This window comes from Nereida sp. MMG025 (genome assembly GCF_021654165.1).
In the GTDB taxonomy this organism is placed as follows: domain Bacteria; phylum Pseudomonadota; class Alphaproteobacteria; order Rhodobacterales; family Rhodobacteraceae; genus Nereida.
The window spans coordinates 887,057-912,285 of record NZ_JAKFZN010000001.1 but is presented as its reverse complement, the minus strand read 5'-3'; the positions used below and the strand labels follow the sequence as shown (position 1 = coordinate 912,285).

General features: G+C 56.9%; 28 protein-coding genes and 2 tRNA genes. 10 read left to right on the top strand and 20 right to left on the bottom strand.

The annotated features are described in order from the left end of the window. Positions 1-23: 23 nt before the first annotated feature. Together L1065_RS04505 and L1065_RS04500 are read right to left on the bottom strand one after the other, a co-directional pair. Entirely contained in the window at positions 24-425 is a 402-nt protein-coding gene (locus L1065_RS04505; protein ID WP_237094236.1) for a MerR family DNA-binding transcriptional regulator, read from the bottom strand. A gap of 209 nt (positions 426-634) precedes the next feature. After that, positions 635-1,006 (bottom strand): MerR family DNA-binding transcriptional regulator, encoded by a 372-nt coding sequence (locus tag L1065_RS04500; protein ID WP_237094235.1) that lies wholly within the window; start codon positions 1,004-1,006, stop codon positions 635-637. A 119-nt stretch (positions 1,007-1,125) separates the two neighbouring features. On the opposite strand from L1065_RS04500, the gene L1065_RS04495 reads away from it, so the two are divergent. Genes L1065_RS04495 through L1065_RS04485 form a run of 3 tightly spaced genes read left to right on the top strand, consistent with a single transcriptional unit; the run spans position 1,126 to position 3,387 of the window. Then, positions 1,126-1,560, top strand: coding sequence for a PaaI family thioesterase (locus L1065_RS04495; RefSeq protein ID WP_237094234.1), 435 nt, complete (start codon positions 1,126-1,128; stop codon positions 1,558-1,560). Continuing rightward, the gene (locus L1065_RS04490; protein ID WP_237094233.1) at positions 1,557-2,075 is read left to right on the top strand and encodes a PaaI family thioesterase; all 519 of its coding nucleotides are present in this window, start codon (positions 1,557-1,559) and stop codon (positions 2,073-2,075) included. Before L1065_RS04495 ends, L1065_RS04490 begins: the two co-directional genes overlap by 4 nt. Continuing rightward, positions 2,068-3,387 carry an MATE family efflux transporter gene (locus L1065_RS04485; protein WP_237094232.1) on the top strand — a complete coding sequence of 440 codons (1,320 nt, stop codon included), beginning with the start codon at positions 2,068-2,070 and terminating at the stop codon, positions 3,385-3,387. The genes L1065_RS04490 and L1065_RS04485 overlap by 8 nt, the downstream gene beginning before the upstream one ends. Here L1065_RS04485 and L1065_RS04480 read toward each other — a convergent pair. Both L1065_RS04480 and L1065_RS04475 read right to left on the bottom strand, forming a co-directional pair. Further along, positions 3,384-4,439 carry a quinone-dependent dihydroorotate dehydrogenase gene (locus L1065_RS04480; RefSeq protein ID WP_237094231.1) on the bottom strand — a complete coding sequence of 352 codons (1,056 nt, stop codon included), beginning with the start codon at positions 4,437-4,439 and terminating at the stop codon, positions 3,384-3,386. The genes L1065_RS04485 and L1065_RS04480 overlap by 4 nt on opposite strands. After that, entirely contained in the window at positions 4,436-4,774 is a 339-nt protein-coding gene (locus L1065_RS04475; RefSeq protein WP_237094230.1) for a DUF952 domain-containing protein, read from the bottom strand. Before L1065_RS04475 ends, L1065_RS04480 begins: the two co-directional genes overlap by 4 nt. Positions 4,775-4,895: 121 nt before the next feature. Here L1065_RS04475 and L1065_RS04470 point away from each other — a divergent pair, with 121 nt between their 5' ends. The 3 genes from L1065_RS04470 to L1065_RS04460 all read left to right on the top strand — a co-directional run bounded on the left by L1065_RS04470 (position 4,896) and on the right by L1065_RS04460 (position 8,370). Continuing rightward, positions 4,896-6,485, top strand: coding sequence for a bifunctional UDP-sugar hydrolase/5'-nucleotidase (locus tag L1065_RS04470; RefSeq protein ID WP_237094229.1), 1,590 nt, complete (start codon positions 4,896-4,898; stop codon positions 6,483-6,485). A gap of 68 nt (positions 6,486-6,553) precedes the next feature. Continuing rightward, on the top strand, positions 6,554-7,708 hold the full coding sequence (locus tag L1065_RS04465) for an MFS transporter (RefSeq protein ID WP_237094228.1): 1,155 nt from the start codon (positions 6,554-6,556) through the stop codon (positions 7,706-7,708). Then, positions 7,708-8,370: an SOS response-associated peptidase gene (locus L1065_RS04460; protein WP_237094227.1), complete on the top strand. Its 663-nt coding sequence runs from the start codon at positions 7,708-7,710 to the stop codon at positions 8,368-8,370. Before L1065_RS04465 ends, L1065_RS04460 begins: the two co-directional genes overlap by 1 nt. Here the strand turns inward: L1065_RS04460 and L1065_RS04455 are convergent. Genes L1065_RS04455 through L1065_RS04440 form a run of 4 tightly spaced genes read right to left on the bottom strand, consistent with a single transcriptional unit; the run spans position 8,367 to position 11,829 of the window. Then, the gene (locus L1065_RS04455; protein ID WP_237094226.1) at positions 8,367-9,197 is read right to left on the bottom strand and encodes a metal ABC transporter permease; all 831 of its coding nucleotides are present in this window, start codon (positions 9,195-9,197) and stop codon (positions 8,367-8,369) included. The genes L1065_RS04460 and L1065_RS04455 overlap by 4 nt on opposite strands. Continuing rightward, the gene (locus L1065_RS04450) at positions 9,194-10,054 is read right to left on the bottom strand and encodes a metal ABC transporter permease (RefSeq protein WP_237094543.1); all 861 of its coding nucleotides are present in this window, start codon (positions 10,052-10,054) and stop codon (positions 9,194-9,196) included. The genes L1065_RS04455 and L1065_RS04450 overlap by 4 nt, the downstream gene beginning before the upstream one ends. Continuing rightward, positions 10,054-10,917, bottom strand: a complete 864-nt coding sequence (locus L1065_RS04445; RefSeq protein ID WP_237094225.1) for a manganese/iron ABC transporter ATP-binding protein — start codon at positions 10,915-10,917, stop codon at positions 10,054-10,056. Before L1065_RS04445 ends, L1065_RS04450 begins: the two co-directional genes overlap by 1 nt. Before the next feature lie 9 nt (positions 10,918-10,926). Continuing rightward, on the bottom strand, positions 10,927-11,829 hold the full coding sequence (locus L1065_RS04440; RefSeq protein ID WP_237094224.1) for a metal ABC transporter substrate-binding protein: 903 nt from the start codon (positions 11,827-11,829) through the stop codon (positions 10,927-10,929). Between the two features lie 130 nt (positions 11,830-11,959). Between L1065_RS04440 and L1065_RS04435 the strand changes: the two genes are divergently transcribed. From L1065_RS04435 to L1065_RS04420, 4 genes are all read left to right on the top strand, one after another. Then, a tRNA-Gly gene (locus L1065_RS04435) sits at positions 11,960-12,033 on the top strand. A gap of 94 nt (positions 12,034-12,127) precedes the next feature. Beyond that, positions 12,128-13,921, top strand: coding sequence for an ABC transporter transmembrane domain-containing protein (locus tag L1065_RS04430; protein WP_237094223.1), 1,794 nt, complete (start codon positions 12,128-12,130; stop codon positions 13,919-13,921). 135 nt (positions 13,922-14,056) lie between these two features. After that, positions 14,057-15,940, top strand: a complete 1,884-nt coding sequence (locus tag L1065_RS04425; protein WP_237094222.1) for an acyl-CoA synthetase — start codon at positions 14,057-14,059, stop codon at positions 15,938-15,940. A 78-nt stretch (positions 15,941-16,018) separates the two neighbouring features. Further along, positions 16,019-17,632, top strand: coding sequence for a sulfatase-like hydrolase/transferase (locus L1065_RS04420; RefSeq protein ID WP_237094221.1), 1,614 nt, complete (start codon positions 16,019-16,021; stop codon positions 17,630-17,632). Between the two features lie 59 nt (positions 17,633-17,691). On the opposite strand, the gene L1065_RS04415 is transcribed toward L1065_RS04420, so the two are convergent. From L1065_RS04415 to L1065_RS04360, 12 genes are all read right to left on the bottom strand, one after another. Beyond that, a tRNA-Phe gene (locus tag L1065_RS04415) sits at positions 17,692-17,766 on the bottom strand. A gap of 95 nt (positions 17,767-17,861) precedes the next feature. Continuing rightward, positions 17,862-18,068 (bottom strand): DNA gyrase inhibitor YacG, encoded by a 207-nt coding sequence (locus L1065_RS04410; protein ID WP_237094220.1) that lies wholly within the window; start codon positions 18,066-18,068, stop codon positions 17,862-17,864. 2 nt (positions 18,069-18,070) lie between these two features. Next, on the bottom strand, positions 18,071-19,087 hold the full coding sequence (locus L1065_RS04405; RefSeq protein ID WP_237094219.1) for a ribonuclease E/G: 1,017 nt from the start codon (positions 19,085-19,087) through the stop codon (positions 18,071-18,073). Continuing rightward, positions 19,084-19,662: a nucleoside triphosphate pyrophosphatase gene (locus tag L1065_RS04400; RefSeq protein ID WP_237094218.1), complete on the bottom strand. Its 579-nt coding sequence runs from the start codon at positions 19,660-19,662 to the stop codon at positions 19,084-19,086. The genes L1065_RS04405 and L1065_RS04400 overlap by 4 nt, the downstream gene beginning before the upstream one ends. Continuing rightward, the gene (gene infA / locus L1065_RS04395) at positions 19,662-19,880 is read right to left on the bottom strand and encodes a translation initiation factor IF-1 (RefSeq protein WP_007205486.1); all 219 of its coding nucleotides are present in this window, start codon (positions 19,878-19,880) and stop codon (positions 19,662-19,664) included. The genes L1065_RS04400 and infA overlap by 1 nt, the downstream gene beginning before the upstream one ends. A 125-nt stretch (positions 19,881-20,005) precedes the next feature. After that, positions 20,006-20,458, bottom strand: coding sequence for a low molecular weight phosphatase family protein (locus tag L1065_RS04390; RefSeq protein WP_237094217.1), 453 nt, complete (start codon positions 20,456-20,458; stop codon positions 20,006-20,008). A 3-nt stretch (positions 20,459-20,461) separates the two neighbouring features. Continuing rightward, positions 20,462-20,941, bottom strand: coding sequence for a UPF0262 family protein (locus L1065_RS04385; RefSeq protein WP_237094216.1), 480 nt, complete (start codon positions 20,939-20,941; stop codon positions 20,462-20,464). 90 nt (positions 20,942-21,031) lie between these two features. Further along, the gene (locus tag L1065_RS04380) at positions 21,032-21,937 is read right to left on the bottom strand and encodes a GIY-YIG nuclease family protein (RefSeq protein WP_237094215.1); all 906 of its coding nucleotides are present in this window, start codon (positions 21,935-21,937) and stop codon (positions 21,032-21,034) included. A 3-nt stretch (positions 21,938-21,940) separates the two neighbouring features. Next, the gene (gene hisD / locus L1065_RS04375; RefSeq protein WP_237094214.1) at positions 21,941-23,245 is read right to left on the bottom strand and encodes a histidinol dehydrogenase; all 1,305 of its coding nucleotides are present in this window, start codon (positions 23,243-23,245) and stop codon (positions 21,941-21,943) included. Positions 23,246-23,248: 3 nt separating this feature from the next. Then, positions 23,249-23,737 carry a DUF2948 family protein gene (locus L1065_RS04370; protein WP_237094213.1) on the bottom strand — a complete coding sequence of 163 codons (489 nt, stop codon included), beginning with the start codon at positions 23,735-23,737 and terminating at the stop codon, positions 23,249-23,251. After that, positions 23,734-25,005, bottom strand: coding sequence for a UDP-N-acetylglucosamine 1-carboxyvinyltransferase (gene murA, locus L1065_RS04365; RefSeq protein WP_237094212.1), 1,272 nt, complete (start codon positions 25,003-25,005; stop codon positions 23,734-23,736). Before murA ends, L1065_RS04370 begins: the two co-directional genes overlap by 4 nt. 12 nt (positions 25,006-25,017) lie before the next feature. Then, positions 25,018-25,155, bottom strand: a complete 138-nt coding sequence (locus L1065_RS04360) for a hypothetical protein (RefSeq protein ID WP_237094211.1) — start codon at positions 25,153-25,155, stop codon at positions 25,018-25,020. Between the last annotated feature and the right edge of the window lie 74 nt (positions 25,156-25,229).

Genomic DNA, 25,229 nt, shown 5'->3' with positions numbered 1-25,229 from the left:
CCCTTGGTCGTCGTAATCGCGGCCTATTCGGCAGCGTGGTGCTTGTCTTTGGATGCGGCGATCATTTTGGCGCCCCATTCCAGTTGTTCTTTAAGCTCTTCGATCGCTTCGTTGAGTTCGTCGCGCTGCGAAATCATGGAAGCTAAACGGTCCTCGGCCACTTCATAAGTCTTGACCAATTGCGTGTGCTGCTGGTCGCCCATGTCATACAGGTCGAGCAGTTGGCGGATTTCTTCGAGGCTGAAGCCAAAACGCTTGCCGCGCAGGATCAGTTTAAGACGTGCGCGGTCACGTTTGGTAAAAAGGCGCTTTTGGCCTTCACGCACAGGAAACAGAAGTTCCTTGGCTTCGTAAAAGCGCAAAGTGCGGGGCGTTACATCGAATGCGTCGCACATTTCGCGTATGTTCATCATTTCATCGGCCATTTGACTGGTCCTCATGCCGTTGCGGATGAGGGTGATTTGCGTATCTCTCGGCGACATTACAACAAAAGCTTACGTTAACGTAAATGTAACGCCGCGTCATTTGGGGGTATGCGAAATGATTGTGAAGTTACCAAAGGGCAGGGCGCAATTTTCTTCAATCCAAAGCGTTTTGGTAAGGGAAAATTTGGGTATGGAATACCTTACCCGAATTACGATTTTTTGAGTGCTGTTCGGGTTTCGTCGCGCACGCGGCGCAATTCTGCGATGGTTTCGGCAAGCTGTTTTTGCTGTTCCTCCAGGTCAAGCAGCTGGCGGTCGGCCAGTTCAACCCATGCCTGCATCTGGGATTCGGTGCCTTCGTTTTCATAGATCAAAAGCCACTGTCGGATATCCTCCAGCGGGAAGCCCCACCGCCGCCCCCTTAAGATAAGCGTCATGCGCGCACATTCCTTTGGGCCATAAAACCGCGAGCGCCCCTCCTTTTCAGGGTGAAGCAGCTCTATATATTCATAGTAGCGCAACGTCCGTGGTGTGACGTCGAATTTTGCGCACATCTCTTTGAATGTAAGCCGTTCAGTCATGTCGTATCTCTCCCTTCGGGCAAGCTAAGGGGTGGCAGACGCAGGGGCAAGGGGCCAGATTGTGCTTGAAGGGCGCGTGCGCTGGCGAAATAAAAGACCCTGAAAGACGAGGTGACCCCATGTGTGCGGAGACTGTCGACAAGACCAAGCTGGCCCGCCAGTTCATTGAAGCCATCCCGCATAGCCAAGCCTTGGGGATGACGCTGACCACGATTGATGACGGTGTGGCCGAAATCACTATGGCCTATGATGAAAAGCTGGTGGGGGACCCCGTCACAAAAGTTATTCACGGTGGCGCGGTGTCGGCGCTGATGGACACCTGTGGCGGGGCTGCGGTGATGTCACATCCCGCGGCCCCCATTGGCACCGCGACGATTGATTTGCGCATTGATTATATGCGCGCGGCCACGCCAGGGCAGACCATTACCGCACGGGCAGAGTGCTATCACGTGACCCGTTCTGTCGCATTTGTGCGCGCCACCGCGATGGATGAGGATGCAGACAACCCCGTAGCCACCGCCACAGGCGCCTTTACCCTGGAGCGGGGCGCATGAGTGGTGCAAAGCGGCGCACGCCCGAACCGATGCAAGTGATCAAACAGCGCCGCGACGCGGCCTTGCAGGCCCTTGTGAGCGGTGTGCCTTACATCAATTTTCTGGGCATTGATTTTGACCGGCGCGGGGATGAACTGACCGCGACCTTACATTTCAAACCCAAGCTGATCGGCAATCCGTTGTTGCCTGCCATCCACGGCGGGGTGACGGCGGCGTTTTTGGAAACCACTGCGATTATCGAATTGTCGTGGGCTATGCTGTGGGACGAGATTGAAAGCGGACGACTGGATGCCGAAACGCTTTCGCCGCAAGCCTTGCCGCGGCTGCCCAAGACCATCGATTTCACCGTGGACTATCTGCGCAGCGGTCTGCCGCGCGATGCGTATGCGCGCGCGCGGATCAACCGGTCGGGCCGCCGCTATGCAAGCGTGTATGTTGAGGCATGGCAGGACAACCGTGACAAGATGTTTGCCCAAGGCACGGGGCATTTCCTGATGCCATCACGGGATGGCTGAGCCGGCACAGCCCATCACCCACAAGCGCGTCTGGGCGGTGGCTTTGCCCATCGTTCTGTCCAATGCAACCGTGCCCATTTTGGGGGCTGTTGATACGGGCGTGGTCGGGCAGTTGGGCGATCCTGTGCCTATTGGCGCGGTTGGCATCGGTGCGATTATCCTGACGGCGTTCTATTGGTTTTTCGGCTTTTTGCGGATGGGAACCGCAGGGTTGACAGCGCAGGCCGAGGGGGCAGACGACACAGGCGAGGTGGCGGCACTTCTTAGTCGTGTGCTGATGATCGGCTTTGGCGCAGGTGCGCTGATCATCGTCTTCCAAAGTGCGCTTTTCTGGGCGGCGTTTCAGCTGTCGCCTGCCAGCGATGCGGTTGAGGCGATGGCACGTGATTATATGGCCATTCGCGTTTGGTCTGCCCCTGCGATGATTGCGATCTATGGCATCACGGGCTGGCTTATTGGCCAGGAACGCACCCGCGCTGTGCTGGTGATTCAGCTTTTTATGAACCTTTTGAACATCGTTTTATCCGTAACCTTTGTTCTGGGATTCGACTGGGGTGTGCAGGGGGTGGCTTGGGCGACCTTCGTGTCGGAATGGGCGGGGTTGCTGATGGGCCTGTGGCTGTGCCGCGCGGCCTTTAACACGCCTGCATGGAAAGATTGGGCGCGCATTGCCGACCGTGCCGCTCTGATCAATATGACGGCGGTGAACACCGATATCATGATCCGGTCTGTGCTGTTGCAGGCGATTTTCATGAGTTTTCTGTTCTTCGCCAGTGATCTGGGGGACGTGGAATTGGCGGCCAATCAGGTGCTGCTTCAGTTTCTGTATATCACCGCCTATGCGATGGACGGCTTTGCCTTTGCGGCCGAGGCGTTTGTGGGCAAGGCCAAGGGCGCACGCGATCCTGTGCGGCTCCGGCGCGGCGCATTGATTACGGGGCTTTGGGGCGCGGTCACCTGCGCTGTGTTGGGGCTGAGTTTTGCAGTCTTTGGCGCGGTGGTGATTGACGTGATGACCACGGCCCCCGACGTTCGGGGCGCTGCGCGCGACTACCTGCCCTATATGGTTGCGGCCCCCTTTGTGGGGGTGGCGGCCTGGATGCTGGACGGGATTTTTATTGGTGCGACCCAAACCCGCGATATGCGCAATATGATGATTGTGTCTGCGATTGTGTATTTCGGCAGCGCGATGGTTTTGCTGCCGTGGTTGGGCAATCACGGGCTGTGGCTGTGCCTTTTGATCAGCTTTATTGCCCGCGGGATCACCTTGGGGGCGCGTTATCCCGCGCTTGAGCGTGCAGCGGCCGCCTAAAGAAACGCGCTGCGGTCGGTGCCAATGGCATCTGCCACGCTGGCAAAACCGTCGCGGGCCAGCAGATCATCGAGGCCACGGGCAATATCGGCGGCCAGTGACAAACCGCCATAGACCAGCCCCGAATAAAGCTGCACGGCGGACGCACCAGCTTTGATCTTGGCATAGGCTTGCTCTGCGCTGGCCACGCCGCCCACCCCGATGATGGGTTTGTCTGTCAGGCCCGACAGCTGCGCCAGAACGCGTGTGGACATTTCAAACAGTGGTTGGCCGGACAGACCGCCTGTTTCACCGCGCTGCGCACTTTTCAGCCCATCGCGCATAAGGGTCGTGTTGGTGGCGATGATGCCATCGAGGCCGGGCAGGGCGGCTGCAACCTCGGCCACGTCGGCAAGTTCGGACGCGGATAAATCAGGTGCGATCTTGACGAAGATGGGCAGGCGCAACCCCGCCTCGTCGCGGGCGTCCAGCACACCTGCCAAAAGCGACTGCAGCGCGTCTTTGCCCTGCAGGTCGCGCAGTTTTTCGGTGTTGGGCGACGAGACGTTGACGGTGGCGAAATCCACATGCGCCCCTGCATGGCGCAGCACGGTGCGGTAGTCTTCGGCGCGGTCGGCGCTGTCTTTGTTGGCCCCGAGGTTCAGCCCGATGGGAATGTCGCGGCGCGTGGCTGCAAGGCGTGTGGTGATCGCCTCCATCCCTTCGTTGTTAAAGCCGAACCGGTTGATGACCGCGTGATCTTCGTGCAGGCGAAACAGGCGTGGTTTGGGGTTGCCAGCCTGCGGACGGGGCGTTGCGGCCCCGACCTCAAGAAAGCCAAAGCCTGCGCGTTGCAACGGCCCCACGACTTGCGCGTTTTTGTCAAAACCTGCGGCCAGACCTACGGGGTTGGGCATTTCAAGCCCTGCCACCGTGGTGCGCAAACGTTCGGAGGTGACAACACCCGACAAAGGGCTGAGGCCCGCATTCAGCGCCTTGATCGCAAGCCCGTGGGCGCGTTCGCTGTCAAAACTGCGCAGCACGCGCATGGCGACTTTTTCATAAAGGCTCATGTCATGTCCTGTGGAAAACGGTGGGCTTTTCCATCCCACGGCAACGGAACGGCCCATTTGACCTCCGCCATCTGCAAGGCGCGGTAGAGGTGCGGGAAAAGCTGGCCGCCGCGCGACGGCTCCCATTTCAGCGCAGCACCCATTGCATCCGCGTCAAAGGCCACCAGCCACAGCCCGTCCACGCCTGCAAACCATTTGTCGGCGGTTTCACCAGCTTGGTCGGCTGTTGAGAAATGGATGTAGCCATCGGCCAAATCAATCGGCGCGCCAAGGGTTTCGCCATTTGCCTGCATATCGTCCCATTCGGGACCGCGGAATATTTTGTAAATCAGCATGCACCCCGAAGTGCCGCCCAAATAGGCGATCGTCAAGCGGCTGTTACGTCACATTGCTAAATTGCTGGACAGTCGCGCCTGCGACGTTTTGACTATCCGTAATATCAACAAGGAGGATTCTATGTTTGCTCGCTTAATGACGACCGCCGCTGCCGCTGCTGTGGCCACGGGGGTGGGCGCGGGGGCTGCCGCTGCCGACTACGCGCTGACAATTTTGCACACCAATGACTTCCATGACCGTTTTGAACCGATCAGCCGTTTTGACGGCCCCTGTTCGGTTGAGGACAATGACGAGGGCAAGTGCTTTGGCGGCGCGGCCCGTCTTGTCACAGCCATTGAGGATGCGCGCAGCCGCACCAACAATTACGTGCTGGTGGACGCGGGCGATATGTTTCAGGGGTCGCTGTTTTATACCTACTACAAGGGCGATGTGGCAGCCGAGATGATGAACAAGATCGGCTATGATCTGTTCGCCATCGGCAATCACGAGTTCAACCACGGGCCCGAAACCATTGGCGCTTTTGTCGATAAGGTGGATTTCCCCGTCTTGATGGCCAATGCCGATATTTCAGCCGAGCCTGCCTTGGCAGGCAAGGTGCTGAAATCGACGGTGTTGGAACGTGGTGGCGAACAAATCGGCTTTATCGGCCTGACACCGCAGGACAATGACGAGCTGTCATCACCCGGGCCCAATATCACCTTTACAGATCCCATTCCCGCCGTTCAGGCAGAGGTGGATCGCCTGACAGCCGAGGGGATCAACAAGATCATCGTGCTGTCGCATTCGGGTTTTGAAGCGGACAAACGTATCGCCGCCGCGACCACCGGTATCGATATCATCGTGGGTGGCCATTCGAACACGCTTTTGTCGAACACATCTGATCGCGCGGCCGGACCATACCCGATGAAAGTGGGCGAGGCGCAGATCGTGCAAGCCTATGCCTATGGGAAATATCTGGGGGAACTGAACGTGACCTTTGATGACAACGGCGTTGTCACCGAGGCTGTGGGCGAACCTGTTTTGATCGATGCCTCCGTTGCGGAAGACGAGACCATGAAGGCGCGGATTGCCGAGCTTGCGCAGCCGCTTGAAGAAATCCGCCAGCAGGTTGTTGCGGATGCGGCAGACAAGATCGAGGGCGATCGTTCCGTCTGTCGTGTGATGGAATGCCCGATGGGCAATCTTGTGGCCGATGCGATGTTGGACCGTGTGGCCGATCAGGGCGTGACGATTGCGATTGCCAACTCGGGCGGTCTGCGTTCCAGCATTGATGCAGGCGAGGTCACGATGGGCGAGGTGATGACGGTGCTGCCCTTCCAAAACACGCTGTCGACATTCGAGATTTCGGGCCAGACGCTGATTGATGCGCTGGAAAACGGTGTGAGCCAGATCGAAGATATCGCAGGGCGCTTCCCGCAGGTGGCGGGAATGAAATTCACGTTTGACCCCACGGTTGCCCCCAATGAGGGACGTGTCCAAGAAGTGATGGTTGCACAAGGTGACAGCTTTGTTCCGATTGATCCGGCGGCGAGTTATAAGGTTGTGACAAACAACTATGTGCGCAACGGTGGGGACGGCTATGGCATGTTCGCGGGCGACGACAAAAACGCCTATGATTACGGCCCTGATCTGGCGGATGTGACGGCTGAATACATGGCCGAAAACGCGCCCTATGCGCCTTATACAGACGGTCGCATCGCGGCCAAGTAAAGGCTGACAGGCTTGGGAAAGGCGCGTAAGGATCCCCCTTACGCGCCTTTTTATTTGCTAGGATCAATATGTCCCAGACTGCCCCGAAATCATTGGTGTCTTTGCTGTCGGCGGCCAATTTTGTCATTGGCATGGGTGCATTTGTGGTGATTGGCCTGCTTGAGCCTTTGGCCGCTGACTTGTCTGTCACGCCTGCCCGCGCAGGGGTGTTGATGACAGTCTATGCGCTGTCTTATGCCGTGTTGTCGCCAGTGCTTGTGTCGATCACAGGGCAAATCGGGCGCAGGCGCGTGTTGGCGGCGGCCTTCGGCCTGTTTTTGGTGGCAAATGCCCTGTCCGCGCTGGCCACAAGCGAAGCCCTTTTGTGGGCGTCACGCCTGTTGGCGGCGGCAGGGGCGGGGATGTTCACGCCCGTGGCCGCGGCCGTTGTGGCAGGGCTGACCGCGCCCGAAGCAAGAGGGCGGGTTCTGGCCGCTGTTTTCTTTGGTCTGACGCTTGCGCAGGTGATCGGCGTGCCACTGGGCAGTTACGTCGGCTATACCTATGGATGGCGACCCGCACTTTGGATCGTGGTCCTGCTTGGGATGCCGATGCTGGCGCTGATCTGGATGCGGGTGCCCGCGGGGTTGCGGTTTCAACCTGTGGCCCTGGGCGATCTGGGTGCAGTGCTGGTGACACCGCATCTGATGTTGGCGGTTGGGTTTACGAGCGTCTTTTTGGGTGGGGTCTACGTGCTTTACACATATCTTGCCCCGCTTTTGGGTGATGTTATGGGGTTTGACGGGGGGATGATTTCATTGGCCTTGCTGGTCTTTGGCATTGGTGCGGTGATCGGCAATATCCTTGGCGGGCGCATGGCCGATGGATTGGGGGCTGCGCGCACGCTTGCGATCCTGTCTGTGGCCCAAGCTGCGATCATGCCGTTGTTTTTCTTTTTGCCATTTGCCATGCCCGCGGCCTTTGCGCTGATCCTAATCTGGTCCATCAGCGGATGGTCGTTTATGGCCGCACAGCAATCGCGGCTTATTGCCCTTTCGCCAGTGCAAGCGCCCGTATTGTTGGCATTGAACGCCGCCGCCATTTATGTGGGCGCGGCACTGGGCTCGGCGCTTGGTGGCGTGGTTCTGGAGGCAGGCGGCTACGGTCCACTTGGCGTTGTCGGTGGGGGTGTCGCGCTTTTTGCGTTTGCGATGGTCTTTGCGCCGCGCAAGGTTGCCGCCTGATGTGCGGGCGGATGGCGACGCTGCTGCCGCCACAGGCGATGGTGCAGCTTTTTGATGCTATGCCGGCCAATGATTTGCCTGTCACACCGAATTTCAATGTCTGCCCGACCACCCAAATCCATGTGGTGACTGCCACGGATCAGCGGCGGCTTGTGTCCATGAGGTGGGGCTTTTTACCCCATTGGTACAAGGCACCCAACGACGGGCCGTTGTTGATCAATGCGCGTGCCGAAACCATTGCCCAGAAGCCTGCTTTTCGGGCGGCCTGCCGCGAACGTCGCTGCCTGATCCCGACAACGGGATTTTATGAGTGGACCAAAGACGCCGATGGCGCGCGTTTGCCGTGGTATGTGACGCCAGCCGATGATGCACCGATGGTTATGGCTGGTATCTGGCAAACGTGGGGTCACGGGGAGGACGCGGTGAACACCTGCGCGGTTGTGACCACGCAAGCCTCTGGACCAATGGCCGATATTCACCACCGTGTTCCAGTGATGATCATGCCCGATCAGTTTGGCCTGTGGCTTGGTGAGCAGGGAAAGGGTGCGGCACGTCTGATGCACGCGCCAGATGACGACTATCTGAAAATGCACCGTGTCTCGCGGGATGTGAATTCGAACCGCGCCGAAGGGCCAGACCTGATTGAACCATTTGAGGGCTAGGCAAGTGACGCGCGGCGCGTCAGAATTTGGCGGCGCACGAAGGCCACGATGAAGATCAGCGTTTGGATCAGGATGATCGTTGGGGCAGGGGCACTGTCGATGAAAAAGCTCAGGTAGGTGCCTGCGAGCATCGATATCATGCAGACCGCCACAGCCATCGCGAGCATCGCTTTGAATGTGCGGACCCATAAAAAGGCAATGGCCCCTGGCGCGATCAACAGGCCGATGGCAAGGATCAGCCCGACCGCAGACAGGGTTGCCACAATCGTGAGCGATAGGGCTGTCAGAAGTCCGTAATGCAGCCAGACCACTGGAAGGCCAAGCGCTTGGGCTTGTGCCGGATCAAAGGCATGCAAAAGCAGGTCTTTCCATTTCAAAACAAGCCCGGCTGCCACGATCGCTGATATAATGCCAGCGGTCCAAAGCTCGGTTCGGTCAACGCCAAGCATGTTGCCGAACAAGATATGATCAAGGTGTGCGCCACTATCGACGGCAACGAAAAGAACCAGCCCGATGCCGAACATGCCCGAAAACACCACGCCCATCACCGTGTCTTGTTTCACGCGCGAATTGTTGGCCACAAACCCTGTGCTGACGGCACAAAACATGCCTGCTGCGAAGGCACCAATCAAAAGCGGCAGACCAAGAATATAGGCCAGCACAATGCCCGGCAGCACCGCATGGCTGACCGCATCGCCCATCAGCGCCCATCCTTTCATCACCAAAAAGCACGACAGGATCGCAGTGGGGACCGACACGAGGACCGAGATCACAAACGCCTTTTGCATGAAGGCAAATTGCAGCGGCAAAAGCAGGTCTTCGATCATGAGGGGGCCCCTGTCAGGGCGGCGCGGGCGCGGCGTTTGGCGGCCAGCAGCCCGTGTTTTGGTGCAAGTAGAAAGACGATCAGGAAGATAAGTGTTTGTAAGGTTACGATCACGCCACCTGTTGCACCATCAAGAAAATAGCTGATGTAGGCCCCTGCAAAGCTGGTGATGGACCCGATGGCCACGGATGTCATCAGCAGGCGCGGGAACCGATCACACAGCAGATAGGCCGTAGCACCCGGTGTGACGACCATCGCGATGACCAAAAACGCGCCCACAGTTTGCATTGCCGCGACCACGGATGCCGAAAGCAAAACAAAGAAGAGCGCCTTGAGCCGTGCAGGATGCAAACCGATAGAGCGCGCGTGGTATTCATCAAAAAACGCCACCATCAGATCTTTCCATTTGGCCAGCAGGATGGCCAGCGACACGCAGCCGATGATCGCCAGTTGCAGCGTATCGGACGGGGTGATGGCAAGGATATTGCCCATCGTGATGGTTTGCAGCGATACCGAAACGGGCGAAAGCGAAGCGATGAACAGGCCAAGTCCAAAAAAGGAGGTGAAGATCAGCCCGATGATCACATCTGTTTTCAGGCCCGAGCGTTCGGACAAAAACAACATGGCGCCCGCCGCCAAACCGCCCGCCACGAAAGCCCCGAGGGCAAAGGGCAAGCCCAGAAAATACGCCCCTGCGACCCCTGGAACAACGGAATGGGACAAGGCATCGCCGATCAGCGACCAGCCCTTGAGCGTCAGATAGGCAGACAGAAACGCACAAACCCCGCCGACCAGTGCCGACACCCACATCGCATTGGTCATATAGCCGTAGCTGAAGGGCTCAAGCAGCAGATCCATCATGATTTGCGATCCGTGCGTTGGGTTTTTTCGCCATATTGAACAAAAGGGCGTTCGTCGTCCGTGAAAATCGTAATCTCGCGCGCGTCTTCGTCATCATGCAGGTCTGCGCCACCAAGGGTGAAGTGCCGCAAGACACCGCCAAAGGCCATCTCAAGGTTTGCGCGTGTGAAGGTCGTCTCGGTCGGGCCATATCCAAGAACGGTGCCTTTGACCAAAATGGTTCGGTCGCAAAACTCGGGCACCGATCCAAGGTTGTGGGTGGAGACCAGCATAACGCGGCCTTCATCGCGCAATTCGCGCAACAGCTGGACGATTTGTTCTTCGGTTTTGACGTCAACACCTGTGAAGGGTTCATCAAGCAAAATGACCTTGCCGTCCTGGGCCAATGCACGCGCCAGAAAAACGCGTTTGCGCTGGCCGCCTGACAGTTCACCGATTTGGCGGTGCCGAAAATCTTGCATGTTCACGCGGTTAAGGGCCTGTTCCACGGCTGCATGGTCGGCGGCGGAGGGGCGTCTGAAAAATCCCATATGGCCGTAACGTCCCATCATCACCACGTCTTCGACCAAAACGGGGAAGGACCAGTCGACCTCTTCGGCCTGTGGAACATAGGCCACAAGGTTTTGGGCCAGCGCGTCCTTGACGCTCATTCCAAGGATATTGATGGTGCCTTTTGCGGTTGGCACAAAGCCCATGATCGCTTTGAACAAGGTTGATTTGCCTGCACCATTCACCCCTACCAGCGCCGTGACGGTCCCGCGTGGAATTTCGAAACTTGCATCATGCAAGGCCGTATGCCCGTTGCGGTAGGTGACGGTGACATCATCGGCGCGCAGGCCAATGGGGGTGGTTTCAGGCATGATTAATCCTCATTGCGTCGCTTGTGTTAACCCATCGACCACGGTTGTGGCTGTGACAGTCAAAAGATCAAGATAGGTGGGGACGGGGCCATCTTGTGTGCTGAGACTGTCGACATAAAGAACGCCGCCGTAGCTGGCCCCTGTCTCGCGGGCGACCTGTTCGGCGGGGGCCGTATTGACGGTGCTTTCACAAAACACCACCGGGATATTGTTGTCGCGCACCCCGTCGATCACCGCGCGGACTTGCTGTGGCGTGCCGTTTTGGTCGGCGTTCATGGGCCACAAGTAAAGCTCTTTCATGCCGAAGTCGCGGGCAAGATAGCTGAACGCCCCTTCGCATGTGACCAGCCAGCGTTGATCTTCGGGAATGTCGGTCAACGCATCGCGCAAGGGTTCAACCGTGTCGCGCAGGGTTTGCATGTAGCTGCTGGCATTTTCGGCATACAGCCCTGCATTTTCGGGATCGGCCTGTGCCAGGGCGTTCCGGATATTTTCGATGTAGATCAATGCATTGTCCAAGCCCATCCACGCGTGGGGATTCGGTTTGCCTTCGTAACTTCCTGACCCGATGGCGATGGGGGTGATGCCGTCTGATAGCGTGGCAGAGGGCACGTCGCCCAAATTGCCAAGGAATTGTTCAAACCAGAGTTCGAGGTTGAGGCCGTTCCAAAGGATCAAATCCGCATCTGACGCGCGCACGATGTCTTGGGGGGTAGGGGAATATCCGTGTATTTCTGCGCCCGGTTTGGTAACCGAGACAACCTCTGCTGCGTCGCCCGCAACGTTTTGGGCCATATCGGCCAAAACGGTAAAGGTTGTTACCACCTTCAGTTTATCTTGCGCTTGGGCGGACAGCGCGAAGCTGGCCAAGACGGTGGTCAGCAAGGCGGTCGAGAGGCGAAGGCGGGTCATTCGGATCTCCATGTTACTAAGGGTCTCTATTGTAAATGCAAATCAGTCGCAACTAATCAAGGGTTGCAGACGTCTTTTTTGCAGTGGCGGCTTGACCCTTGGGCGGCGCTGAATTACCCAGTCACGCAGCGCGGGCGTTGTGTAGTGGTAAGACCTTAGCCTTCCAAGCTAATGACGCGGGTTCGATTCCCGCCGCCCGCTCCAACAACATTCCAAAATTGAAATACATGTGACGAGAAGGCCGCTTGCCGCTGGCTTTGGCGCTGGATATACGAATGCGCAAGACAAGGAAACGCGCATGGCAAAGCCACCTATCACGTCCGATGAAGAACGGGCGAAATCAAAAGATTTCAGCGCCTTGCGCGGTTTGGTCCCCTTTTTGTGGCCTTATAAGTCGTTGATGTTTGCAGCCGGGGCTGCATTGGTCCTGACGGCGATGGTGTCGCTGGTGTTGCCGCTGGCGGTGCGCCGTGTGGTCGATAATTTCAACACCAAATCCGCCGAACTATTGAACCAGTATTTTCTGGCGGCGTTGGCCATCGCGGCGCTTTTGGCGCTTGGCACTGGGCTGCGGTATTATTTGGTGACCCGCCTGGGTGAGCGTGTGGTCACGGATATTCGCAAGGCTGTGTTTGATCGGGTCATTGGACTGTCACCGGCCTTTTTCGAAAAAATTATGACAGGCGAGGTTTTGTCGAGGATCACCACCGATACAACCTTGATCCAGTCGGTCATCGGTTCGTCAATCTCGATCGCGCTGCGCAATCTGCTCATCCTTGTGGGCGGGCTTGCGTTGATGCTATTCACATCGCTTAAACTGACGTCACTGGTTTTGTTGATTGTGCCTGCGGTCATTGTCCCGATCATTGTTCTGGGCCGTCGTATGCGCGTGCTGAGCCGTGAGAACCAGGACTGGATTGCCGCCTCGTCTGGCACGGCGTCGGAAACACTGACATCTGTGCAAACGGTTCAGGCCTTCACCAACGAAAGCTATACCCGTCAGCAATTTGCGGATGTCACGGAAAAAAGTTTTGTTGCGGCAAAGAAGCGTGTCAGCACGCGGGCCTTGATGACTGTGATTGTGATCTTTTTGGTCTTTACGGGCATTGTCGGCGTGCTTTGGATTGGGGCCAATGATGTGCGCGGCGATATGATGAGCGCCGGGCAATTGGTGCAATTCGTAATCTATTCGGTCATGGTCGCAGGCGCTGTGGCGGCACTGTCCGAGATATGGTCAGAACTTCAACGCGCGGCAGGTGCGACAGAGCGTCTGGTCGAGCTTTTGAACGCGCAAGATACGGTTTTGGATCCCGCCGATCCCCAAGCGCTGCCAGATGCGACCCACGGCGAGGTTGTGTTCAAAGATGTCCGTTTCTCCTATCCCTCGCGGCCCGACATTGCCGCACTTGATGGGGTATCCCTGCATGTCAAACCCGGCGAAACAGTGGCTCTTGTCGGACCGTCGGGCGCGGGTAAGTCGACGATCATTCAACTTCTTCAGCGCTTTTACGATCCCCAAGAGGGTCAAATTATGCTCAACGGGGTCGATCTGCGGGATATGGCCCGTCATGACTTCCGCCGGTCCATTGCTTTGGTGCCACAAGAACCTGTGATCTTTGCAGCGTCGGCGGCTGATAATATCCGCTTTGGCCTGCCTGATGCGACAGATGAGCAGGTGATCGCCGCTGCCAAGGCGGCTGCGGCCGATACGTTTTTGCGTGCGTTGCCTCAAGGCTATGACACCTATGTCGGCGAACGCGGTGTGATGTTGTCGGGCGGCCAAAAGCAGCGCATCGCCATTGCGCGCGCAATTCTGCGTGACGCTCCTGTTTTGCTGCTTGATGAGGCGACAAGCGCATTGGACGCTGAAAGCGAACGCGCTGTGCAGCAAGCTGTTGAGGCGCTGTCAGCGGACCGCACCACACTGATCGTGGCGCACCGTTTGGCGACGGTAAAACAAGCTGATCGCATCGTGGTCTTTGATGCAGGCCGCATCGTGGCCACAGGCACACATGACGAGCTTGTGGGGCAGGGCGGCCTTTATGCACGGTTGGCGCGCCTGCAGTTTACCGATGGGATCGCCGCCGAGTAACGTGACGTTCCAGCTGTATGCGACGGTATTTTTTCGCGGCGTCACGCTTGCGCGATACATCTTTTGCCCACATCCTGACCTGAGGAATTTGAGGGTCACGCAGGTGCGGTCCCACATTTAGGGGAGGAGACCGTCATGGCGTTTGCAACCAAGGCAGATATCGAGGCTATCAACGCAGAGATGCCATTTGAAGATCGCGGGTTGCCCGAGACGATGTATCAGTTTTTGACATCCGTCAAAGACCGCTTTGGTCAGCGCCCTGCGATTTCGTATCAGATTTTTTCGGGTCCAAATGATCATGCGGAAACGCTGACATGGTCGGAATTTCATGCGCAATCCGTCCAAGCGGCTAACCTGTTCCGCAGTCTTGGTGTGGGTGAAACCGATACCGTGGCCTATGTGCTGCCCAACTGTAACGAGACGGCTCTTACCTTGATGGGCGGGATGATTGCGGGGATTGTGAACCCGATCAACCCGCTTTTGGATGCAACGCAGATCGGCGCGATCTTGCGTGAAACCAACGCCAAGGTCGTTGTCACGCTTAAGGCGTTTCCCAAAACGGATGTCGCCCAAAAGACCGCCGAGGCGGTGTCGCTTGCGCCGAATGTCACCCATGTGGTTGAGGTGGACTTGCTGCGCTATGTGACAGGTCTGAAGAAATTCATTATCCCGTTTATTCGTCCCAAAAACCGGGTGACGCACAACGCCAAGGTGGTTGATTTTACCGCAGCCGTTGCGGCCCAAAAAACCGAACCGGGCTTTGCGGACAGCCAAGGAGACCGCGTTGCCGCCTATTTCCACACGGGCGGCACGACAGGGATGCCGAAAGTTGCGCAGCACAAGTATTCTGGCATGATCTACAATGGCTGGATCGGCGATACGCTGCTGTTCTCGGAAGATGATGTCATCATCTGTCCCTTGCCTTTGTTCCATGTATTCGCGGTTCATGTGATTTTGATGGCGATGATTTCGAGCGGTGCCCATGTGGTATTCCCCACGCCGCAAGGCTATCGCGGTGACGGTGTGTTTGATAACTTCTGGAAGCTGGTTGAACGCTGGAAAGTCACTTTTGTCATCATTGTGCCCACAGCGATTTCTGCGCTGATGCAACGGCCTGTCGATGCCGATGTATCATCCATCAAGACTGCGTTTTCAGGCTCTAGCCCCCTGCCGCAAGAACTGTTCAAACGGTTTGAGGCTGCGACGGGCGTGAACATCGTGGAAGGCTACGGGCTGACCGAAGCCACCTGTCTGGTCAGTTGCAATCCGTTGGACGGCGAAAAGAAAATCGGGTCGGTGGGCCTGCCTTTGCCCTATTGCGATGTCAAAATCCTCAAACACAGCCCCGATGGCGTGATCGAAATGCCCACCGATGAGGTCGGCGAGATTTGCGTGGACAATTATGGTGTCTTTGCTGGATCCACATACACCGAGGCCGACAAGAACCACGATTTGTTTCATCACGATGTCTATTTGCGCACTGGCGATCTGGGCCGAATGGATGAAGACGGCTATTTGTGGATCACGGGCCGTGCCAAAGACCTGATCATTCGCGGTGGGCACAACATTGATCCCGCCGAGATCGAAGAGGCGCTGGCAGGTCACGAGGCGGTTGCGATGGTCGGCGCCATTGGTCAGCCCGATGCGCACGCCGGTGAGCTGCCGTGCGCCTTTGTCGAGCTGGTACAGGGTGCCGATGTTTCCGTAGACGAGTTGATGGCTTACGCTGAAAAACATGTCCATGAACGTGCCGCGCACCCCAAACATATCGAAATTCTGGACGAATTGCCCAAGACCGCGGTTGGCAAGGTCTTTAAGCCCGATCTGCGCAAATCAGCGATCACGCGGGTCTATAATGCCGCGTTGGACAAAGCAGGCGTTGCGGCCCAGGTGACCAGCGTGGTCGAAAGCAAAAGACGTGGGCTTGTCGCGCATGTCACAAAAACTGGCGAAGTTGATGACGCTGCGGTCACGGCTGTCTTGGGCAGCTTCACGCGCCCGTGGGAATGGGCGCAATAACCCGGCAATGAACGGCTGGAAATTCCGGTAAGGCCGCGCCACACTGGGGTAAACCCTGTTGATGGCGTGGCCTTTTTTATGACCCAGAAGAACATCTTATTCATTATGTGCGACCAGCTGCGCTTTGATTACCTTGGTTGCGCAGGTCATCCGACGATCAAAACACCCCATATTGATGCCTTGGCCGCGCGCGGGGTCCAGTTTAGCCGCGCCTATGTGCAATCGCCCATTTGCGGCCCATCGCGTATGTCCTTTTATACAGGCCGCTATGTGCGCAGCCACGGGGCCACCTGGAATAATTTCCCGCTGCCTGTGGGAGAGATGACAATGGGCGATCATCTTGAGCCGCTTGGCATGCGCACCGCCCTGTGCGGCAAAACCCATATGAGCGCGGATATTGAAGGATTGCGCCGCCTTGGTCTGGACCCCAAAACGGGCAAAGGCCAACGCATCGCAGAATGTGGGTTTGAAGTTTGGGACCGTCTGGACGGTCTGCATCCCGAAGGCAGTCTTGCCCCCTCACACTACAACGACCATCTGCGCAGTCTGGGATTTGGCGGCGATAACCCTTGGCACGATTGGGCAAATGCAGCCGAAGGACCCGACGGTGATATCCTATCGGGCTGGCTGATGGAAAATGCTGACAAGCCCGCCCGCATTGAGGAGCATTTATCAGAGACACCCTACACGACCACCCGCGCGATCGAATTTATCGAAGATTCAGGCGATCAACCGTGGTGTCTGCATCTGAGCTATATCAAGCCCCATTGGCCGTATATCGTGCCTGCGCCTTATCACGACATGTATGGCGCGGATGATGTGCTACCTGTGAACCGCGATGAGGCGGAATTGGACAGCCCGCACCCCGTGTTGGCGGCCTATCATCAGCATCGGTTCTCGCAGGTCTTTCAGCGCGATGAAGTGCGCAGGCGGGTCATCCCCGCCTATATGGGGCTGATTTCTCAGATTGATGATCAGATCGGGCGGCTGATGGCCTATCTTGATGAACAGGGTCTGAGCGACGAAACCCTGATCGTTTTTACATCAGATCATGGGGATTATCTGGGGGATCATTGGCTTGGTGAAAAGGAGCTGTTTCATGATGCCTCTGCCCGCATTCCGATGATTGTGGTGGATCCATCCGCTGCCGCAGATGCAACGCGCGGACAGGTGTCACAAGCGCTTGTGGAGGCGATTGATCTGGCACCGACATTTCTGGAATGGGCAGGCGGCCAAGCCGTGCCACATATCCTTGAAGGGCGCTCTCTTTTGCCAATCATCCGGGGACAAAGCAGGAGCGAGCGCCAGTATGCAATTTCGGAATATGACTATTCGGTACGCCGCGCGCGCGGTATCTTGGAGCAACCCATTGGCGACTGTCGTTTGGTGATGGTGTTTGATGGACGTTGGAAAATGATCCACGCGGAAGGCTTCCGTCCGATGCTTTTTGATTTGCAAAGTGATCCCAAAGAGCTTGGTGATCTGGGCGCTTCGGCTGATATGAAAGACCACATCGATCGGTTAACGAACGCCATGAACACATGGGCGCGCGCGCATCATAACCGTGTCACGGTCAGTGATGAGACCATCAAAGCCCGCGCCGGCGGGGAGCTTGGCCGCGGATACATCATCGGGTTTTGGGACGAAGATGAACTGCAACAAGCCCGCAATGACGGCCAAAGCGGCAACTGATCTGGCGCGGCATACCTGGATGCAGGAAAGCTTAGCCAATTTCTCATAAAGGGTAAAAATGGTGCCCGGGGGCGGAATCGAACCACCGACACGAGGATTTTCAATCCACTGCTCTACCCCTGAGCTACCCGGGCACGGGTTTACGACAGCGATGCCATCGATGGGTTGGCGTGTTCTAGGTCAGCGACCCATAGGTGTCCAGAGGATTTTGCGCGATTTATGTGGAAATTCAGTGGGGCTTTGAAAAGGGTGGTTCGTCGTCTTTGTCTTGTGCCTTTTCAAGCGCCTCGGACAGGTCTTCGAAATCATCGGGGTCTTGGCTTGGAACCGCATAGGACCCGTTCAACCACTTGGCCAAATCAAGATCGGCGCAACGTTTGGAGCAAAACGGGCGATATTTTTCGTCCATCTCATTTTCACACATGGGGCAGGGCATGGTTACTCCTCAAGCAGAAGGGGGAGGCGTTCTCGTTTGCGCTGAAGCTCAAAATGCCCAAGCGGTGTCCAGCCGACAAGCGCTGTTTCGATACCGTCCGCTTTGAATGCGGCACGCAAGCTGCTTTCGATCTGGCGGCGATCTGCTTTGGACATGGGCGCGAAGTCGATGACGATTTGGCCGCCCAAGCCGCGCAGTCGAAGTTGGCGCGGCAATTCTTTAGCAACCCAAAGGTTGGCTCTCAGACCTGCGGCGGCAGATGTGTCGCCGCCTGTATTCACATCCACAGCCACTAACGCGCGGGTTGGTTCAATGAACATGCTGGCTTGGGCAAACCGAACCTGTGGGTCCTGCAGGCCTTCCAGCTGGTCCAGAACACCGCAGTCTTCAAAGCTGCCAGAGTGGGTGGCAATATCGGCAGGTTCTGTCCATTCGCGCCAAGCCAATGCATGTGGTGCATCGCCTTGCTGTAAAACAGCAGGCGCAGGGCTGGTATTTTCCAAGGCCGTATCGGCAGCGTTTAACATGGCAAGGATATCATCGGCGATATCATCATCATCGGCTCCAAGGCAGGCCGAGCGCATGATAATGCCGTGGGGGGCTTGGCCTGCCACGTCGTGCAGGATCGTCTTGATGCGCACGCGTTCTTCTTCGTCGCGGATGCTGCGACTAACGTTCAGGCCGGGCGCATTTGGCGTCACAATGGCGTAGCGGCTTTTGAACAGGACTTTGGCGGTCACCGGAATGGCTTTGCCGTCCTCTGCATGGCCTGTCACCTGCACCAAAACCTTCGCGCCCGGGGCCATGGGTTTGGCACCGCGCAAAAAGGCTTTGCCATCGGGAGTGTTCACAAACAGACCCCCTTGACCTTTCATGGGGCGGTCGGCTGTTGCCGCATAAATGGTGCCGACACGGGGCGCGTCGCCATCCACCAGCAAGTCATGCAAACGACCGTCGATAAGCAGGGCAGCAGCTTCGCGCCCGTTCAAATGATCCAAAGCGATCTGGCGGCCTTTCATGACGCATCTCCATAAACAGGATAACCCGCAGCCATCAAAAGCGTTGCGGTTTCGGCCACAGGCAATCCCATGACGGCTGAATAACTGCCTGAAATCCATGGGATAAACGCGCCAGCAGGGCCTTGAATGGCATAGCCACCTGCCTTGCCCCGCCAGTCATTCGTTGCAAGATAGGAATTCACTTCGATGTCCGACAAGCGTTTCATTTTAACATCCGTCACCACATCGCGCTCCCACACTGCGGATGCAGTTTTCACGGCTACGGCTGTGATCACTTTGTGACGGCGCCCCGACAATTTATGGAGAAATTCAGCCGCTTCACCAGCATCCGCTGGTTTGCCCAGAATACGCCGCCCCAAGGCGACGGTGGTATCAGCACAGATGATCACTTCGTCTGCGCCAGCCTCCAGTGCTTGGGCCTTTTCACGCGCCATGCGCGCGCAATAGGGGCGTGGCAATTCGTTTTTCACAGGCTCTTCATTGATATCGGGCGAGCGGATTTCATCAGGGCTCAACCCAATAGTGCCGAGCAGCTCGCGCCGTCGGGGGCTTCCAGAGCCGAGGATCAGCTTCATTACTTAAAGCGGTAGTTGATCCGACCCTTGGTCAGATCATATGGGGTCATTTCGACCTGCACCTTGTCGCCAGCCAGAACGCGGATGCGGTTTTTGCGCATCTTGCCTGCCGTATGTGCGATGATCTCATGGCCGTTTTCCAGCTCGACCCTGAATGTCGCATTCGGCAGGAGTTCCTTTACGACACCGGGAAATTCGAGCAGTTCTTCCTTGGCCATGTTCACTCCATCGTTGCATCCCGCCAAATCGGGACATGGCGCTAAATGAGCGCAAACGCGTGGGTTTTCAAGGTAAAAGTCTCAATGATCGGGCAGATGTGACGGATTAGGCGCGGCAGAACGTCCTAAATGCCATCGCCCCACATCTCGCGCATGTTGTTGATAATCTGATCGCGGGCCTGACGGTAGCTGTCCAATTTGGCTTCGCGGGTTTCCCCAAGCCCCGTCGGGTCCATGATAGGCCAGTAAATCACCTCAAGATGATAGCGGCGGGTCAGCTCAAGCGCCGCGCGCTGGCTTGCAGGGGACAGGGCAACCACCAGATCAAAGCTGCCAAGGTCGTCTCCCCATTCTTCCATCTCATCGAACGTGCGGGCGCGGTGGCGGCCCAATTCGACACCCATCTCCTCGCAAACGGCAATGGAAAACCCGTCCACTTCCAGATCACTTTTGACGCCTGCGGACTGAACATAAGTGTCCATGCCGTAAAACTTTTTCATCAGTCCTTCGGCCATTGGCGAGCGCACGGCGTTGTGATCGCAGCAAAACAGAACGGACGTTGGGAGATCGCGTGGCACCTATCAGCCTCCGAAGTGCAACACGCAGATGAGAGTAAACAGGCGGCGCGCGGTATCGATATCCACCTCTGCCTTTCCTTCAAGGCGGTCTTGCAAAATGCGCGCACCTTCGTTGTGAATACCGCGCCGGGCCATATCAATTGTCTCGATCTGGCTTGGGGCCATCGTTTTTACCGCTTCAAAATAAGTTTCACAGATTTGGAAGTAGTCTTTGACGACTTGGCGAAAGGGCCCAAGCGACAGGTGAAATTCGCCTGCTGGTTTGTGATCATCCGTTGTCACATCGAAAACAAGTCGTTTGTCTTTGATCGAAAGGCCGACACGGAAAGGCCCGTCTGGCACGGCACGGTCATCGCGCTTGGGCAGCGAGAACGAATTGTCTTCAAGCAGATCAAAGATTGCGACTTTGCGTTCCTGATCAATTTCGGGTGTCGGCGGGGGCAGATTGCTGTCATCCAGCTCGATATGTGCAATGCGGGTCATGGTGTTGACCTCCTGTTGATCGGTGTGCTCCCATTCGCATGTGTAGAACAGCGCGGCGCGCTTTGCCACGACCAACTTCGCATGGCGACGTTAGGTTTCGTTTTCTTTGGTCAGCTCGGCGTCTTCCCATTCCGCGAAGGTCTTGTTTCCTGCCACTGTTCGCCATTCGATGCGCCCATTGGTGCGGCGACCATTTAGAACTGCCGCGGCTGCGGAGGGAGAGTTGAAGGCATAGTCCTGCGTAAATCTTCCCTTATCTTCGAACGGTTCAATTGTACCATTGTCAATGAGCTTATTGTGCAGGGTCTTGTAGCCATGCTCAGTCGTTTCGTTTTTAGTCCATTCGCCTCGGCAAACGGATCCTTTACGAACAACCAGATCTGATCCTTCGAGGCGCGCGAAGGCTTCGACGCCATGCTTTGGTGTACGAAGAACAAATTCGTAATTGGTTTCTGCCAACTGTTCGGTTCTAGCAGCGGTGTTTTCAGGTGTGCGCGCCTTCTGTGTGAAAATGTCGACCCCCAATGCGGGCATCGCAATTTGCAAGGTTTCCAGAAACTCTTCCATATTCGCACGGCCTGCCTCATGTAGGCTGCTTTTCGTGGGCGTATTACCATTTTCAAGTTGGACCGCGCCAACAGATCGCGCGATTTCGACCAATCGGCTTTCTAGGTATTTGACGTGCGCCTTGTTGAGTGTATCTGCGGTTGTGCAGACAAGTACCGCGTGGGTCCACCAGTCCTTTTCCTTGGCATGATTTCGCAGGCGCGGGGCCAACTCTTCGCTTTCCCCGATGTATGCGGTGCCAACGCCGTCTTTTTCTCCAAGCAAAACGTAGACACCAGTATGAGTGGCATACTCTCTTTGCAGGGCGTTTTTCAAAGTCAAGCGCGGTGTGAACAGTACATGTCCTGTCCAATTGAAAACTTCTGCGGTCCGCATGCCATCAGGTTTGCCCTCAATAAAGAATAGTTCGAGAGAGCGTCCTTGAGGCATAATTTATCCTTCGTTCAACTTGTCCAGACGCGCCTGCACGGACATGCCGTGCGCGCTCAGGCTTTCGCTCGTGGCCAGGCGAACAGCCGCAGGACCAATTGCTTTTAACGCTTCGGGGGTCATTTTGGCCAAGGTTGTGCGCTTCATGAAATCCAGCACGGACAGTCCGCTGGAAAAACGCGCAGACCGTGCGGTGGGCAGGACGTGATTGGGCCCACCGATGTAATCGCCGATGGCTTCGGGGGTCCATTGGCCGAGAAAAATAGCACCTGCATGTGTAATCTTAGCCGAGAGCGCATCTGGGTCCTCGACACAAAGCTCAAGGTGTTCAGGGGCGATGCGGTTTGATAGGTGCACCGCCTCATTCAGATCGCGCACGACGACCACAGCGCCGTAGTCACGCCAGCTTGGGCCAGCGATGTCGCGGCGGGGCAGGGTGGCAAGCTGCGTGTCCACTTGTTGCGCAACGGCCCGTCCAAAGGCTGCATCATCCGTGATCAGAAGCGATTGGGCGCTTTCATCATGTTCGGCCTGCGACAAAAGATCGGTCGCAATCCATGCGGGATCATTGTGTTTATCTGCAATGACAAGGATTTCTGAAGGGCCTGCAATCATATCAATGCCGACTTTGCCAAAGACGCGCCTTTTGGCGGCGGCCACAAACGCGTTGCCGGGCCCTGTGATCTTGTCGACGGGCGCAATGGTTTCAGTGCCATAGGCAAGCGCTGCGACCGCTTGTGCACCGCCGATGCGGTAAATCTCGTCCACGCCCGCAATCTGGGCTGCCAAGAGGACCAACGGATTGCAAATCCCATCCGGGGTTGGCACCACGATCGCCAACCGCTCAACCCCCGCGACCTTTGCGGGGATCGCATTCATCAGCACAGATGACGGGTATGAGGCCAGACCGCCCGGCACATATAAACCAGCCGCCGAAACAGCTGTCCACCGCCAGCCAAGCATTGCGCCTGTTTCTTCGGTCCAGTTTTCGTCTTGCGGCAACTGGCGTTCGTGGTAGGCACGGATACGTGTTGCGGCCAATTCAAGGGCGGCGCGATCATCATCGGACACCTTCGTGATTTCTTCGGCGATTTCTGCAGCGCTAAAGCGCAAGCCGTCTGAAGGGATATCCAAACGGTCGAATTTGGCCGTCAGATCCAGCACGGCCTGATCGCCGCGCGCGCGCACATCGGCGATGATCTCGGCTACGATATCGTCGACATCGACACTGTCTTCGCGTTTGGCTGTCAGAAGGGCCGCGAATTGCGCCTCAAAATCGGCGTCGGTGGAACTTATAAAAACGGGCATGATCTACTCGGGATGCTTTGGTTGTTTTGCAGAAGGCGCGATGTAGGGCCGCGTCACATCTTTCAAGGTCATCTCGATGGCGTCCACATGCAGCGCGATTGCACCGTCACCCGCAAGGTGCAAGGTCAAGGTGCCGCCCGGTGCTTCTGTTTCGTCCCAATCAATAGAGAGTAACGACAAGATCATATCGCTTTGTTTCGGATCGATCCCCTGGCTCGCAACGCGCAGGACATCGTCAATGATGAGCAAAGCCTGCACACGCTCAAAAGCACGCCCGCGGCGTTCGGCGGCGGGGACGTCTTCCCAACGAAACCGATTGAGCAAAAGGGCAAAGCGGCGTCTGCCAGCGTCCCATTTCATTTCGGTCGCAGGGAACACGGCATCTTGCAAAAGAGCCGAAACAACCTGAACGTCATCGCCATCCCGCGCGATCAGGCGCAGCGGGCGTTCACCGCCATCCACAAAGCTGGCATCTGTGGGGGTATCGCTCATTGGCCCTTCACGCGTTCAACGTTCGCGCCAACCCCTGCGAATTTCCGCACGACTTTTTCGTATCCGCGGTCCAGATGATAGACACGGTTCACAAGTGTTTCGCCCTCAGCTGCAAGACCCGCCAGAATAAGCGAGACAGACGCGCGCAAATCCGTCGCCATCACAGGTGCGCCCTTCAGCATGTCCACGCCGCGCACTGTGGCCGTGCCGCCTTGAACATCGATGTCGGCACCCATGCGAACCAATTCAGGGGCATGCATGAAGCGGTTTTCAAAGATTTTTTCTTCCAGAACCGATGTGCCATCCGCAAAGCAAAGCATGGCCATCATCTGCGCTTGTAGGTCTGTCGGAAAGCCGGGGAAGGGTTCTGTTGTCACGTCAACGGCTTTGGGGCGGTCCCCGCGCAGGGCCACTTTCAGGCCCGCGTCTGTTTCTGTTACGCTGACGCCCGCGGCATCCAGTTTCTCGCAAAATGCGGCCAGCAGGTCGATCCGTCCCCCAAGGCAGGTCACTTCGCCACCTGCAATGACGGGGGCCAGCATATAGGTGCCAAGCTCGATCCGGTCTGTCACAACGGCGTGGGTTGCGGCGCCCAGACGGTCGACGCCTTGAATGGTAATCGTGGGCGATCCATCGCCATCAATCTGCGCACCCATAGCGCGAAGACAGGTGGCCAGATCGACAATCTCAGGTTCACGCGCGGCGTTGTTGATCACTGTGGTCCCTTTGGCCAAGGTGGCTGCCATCATGATGTTTTCTGTCGCACCTACGCTGGCAAAAGGAAAGTCGATGACAGCACCCTTCAGCTTTCCACCATCAGCCTTGGCGTGAAGATAGCCGTCGCGCAGATCAATCTGTGCGCCCATCTTGGCCAGACCGTCCGTGTGAATATCCATTGGGCGCGCGCCGATTGCACAACCGCCCGGCAGCGAGACGATCGCATGACCTTCACGTGCCAGCAGCGGGCCCAGAACAAGGTTGGAGGCCCGCATCTTGCGGACAATCTCGTAATCGGCAGTCGTGTTGATCGCGCCATGTGTGGACATCGCCAAGACTTTGCCGTCCTGCAGACTTGTGACTTCCGCGCCAAGGCTTTCCAAAAGCGTCGTCATCGTTTTGATATCCGACAACCGCGGTGTGTTGGTCAGTGTCAGCGGCTCGTCGCTGAGCAAGGTGACAGGCATCAGCGTCAACGCTGCGTTTTTGGCTCCCGCAATGGGAATATCACCTTGCAGCGTGTTCCCGCCTTTAACCAGAATACTGTCCATTTTACCGCTACCTCAGGTTTTGTCCGCACTGCTGCGCGCTTTGGCTTGCGCTTTGCGCCGCGCCATATTCGCTTTGAGCGCCGCCTTCAGCCGATCTTCTCGGCTTTGCGGGGCCTTTGCAGGTTTCTTGGATGTGTTTTTGTCCGTCATGAAAGGCGGTGTAACCCAAGCGCTAAAAAGGGTCCAGATTGCGCTTGCACGATTTCCCAATAGCGTCTAATCAC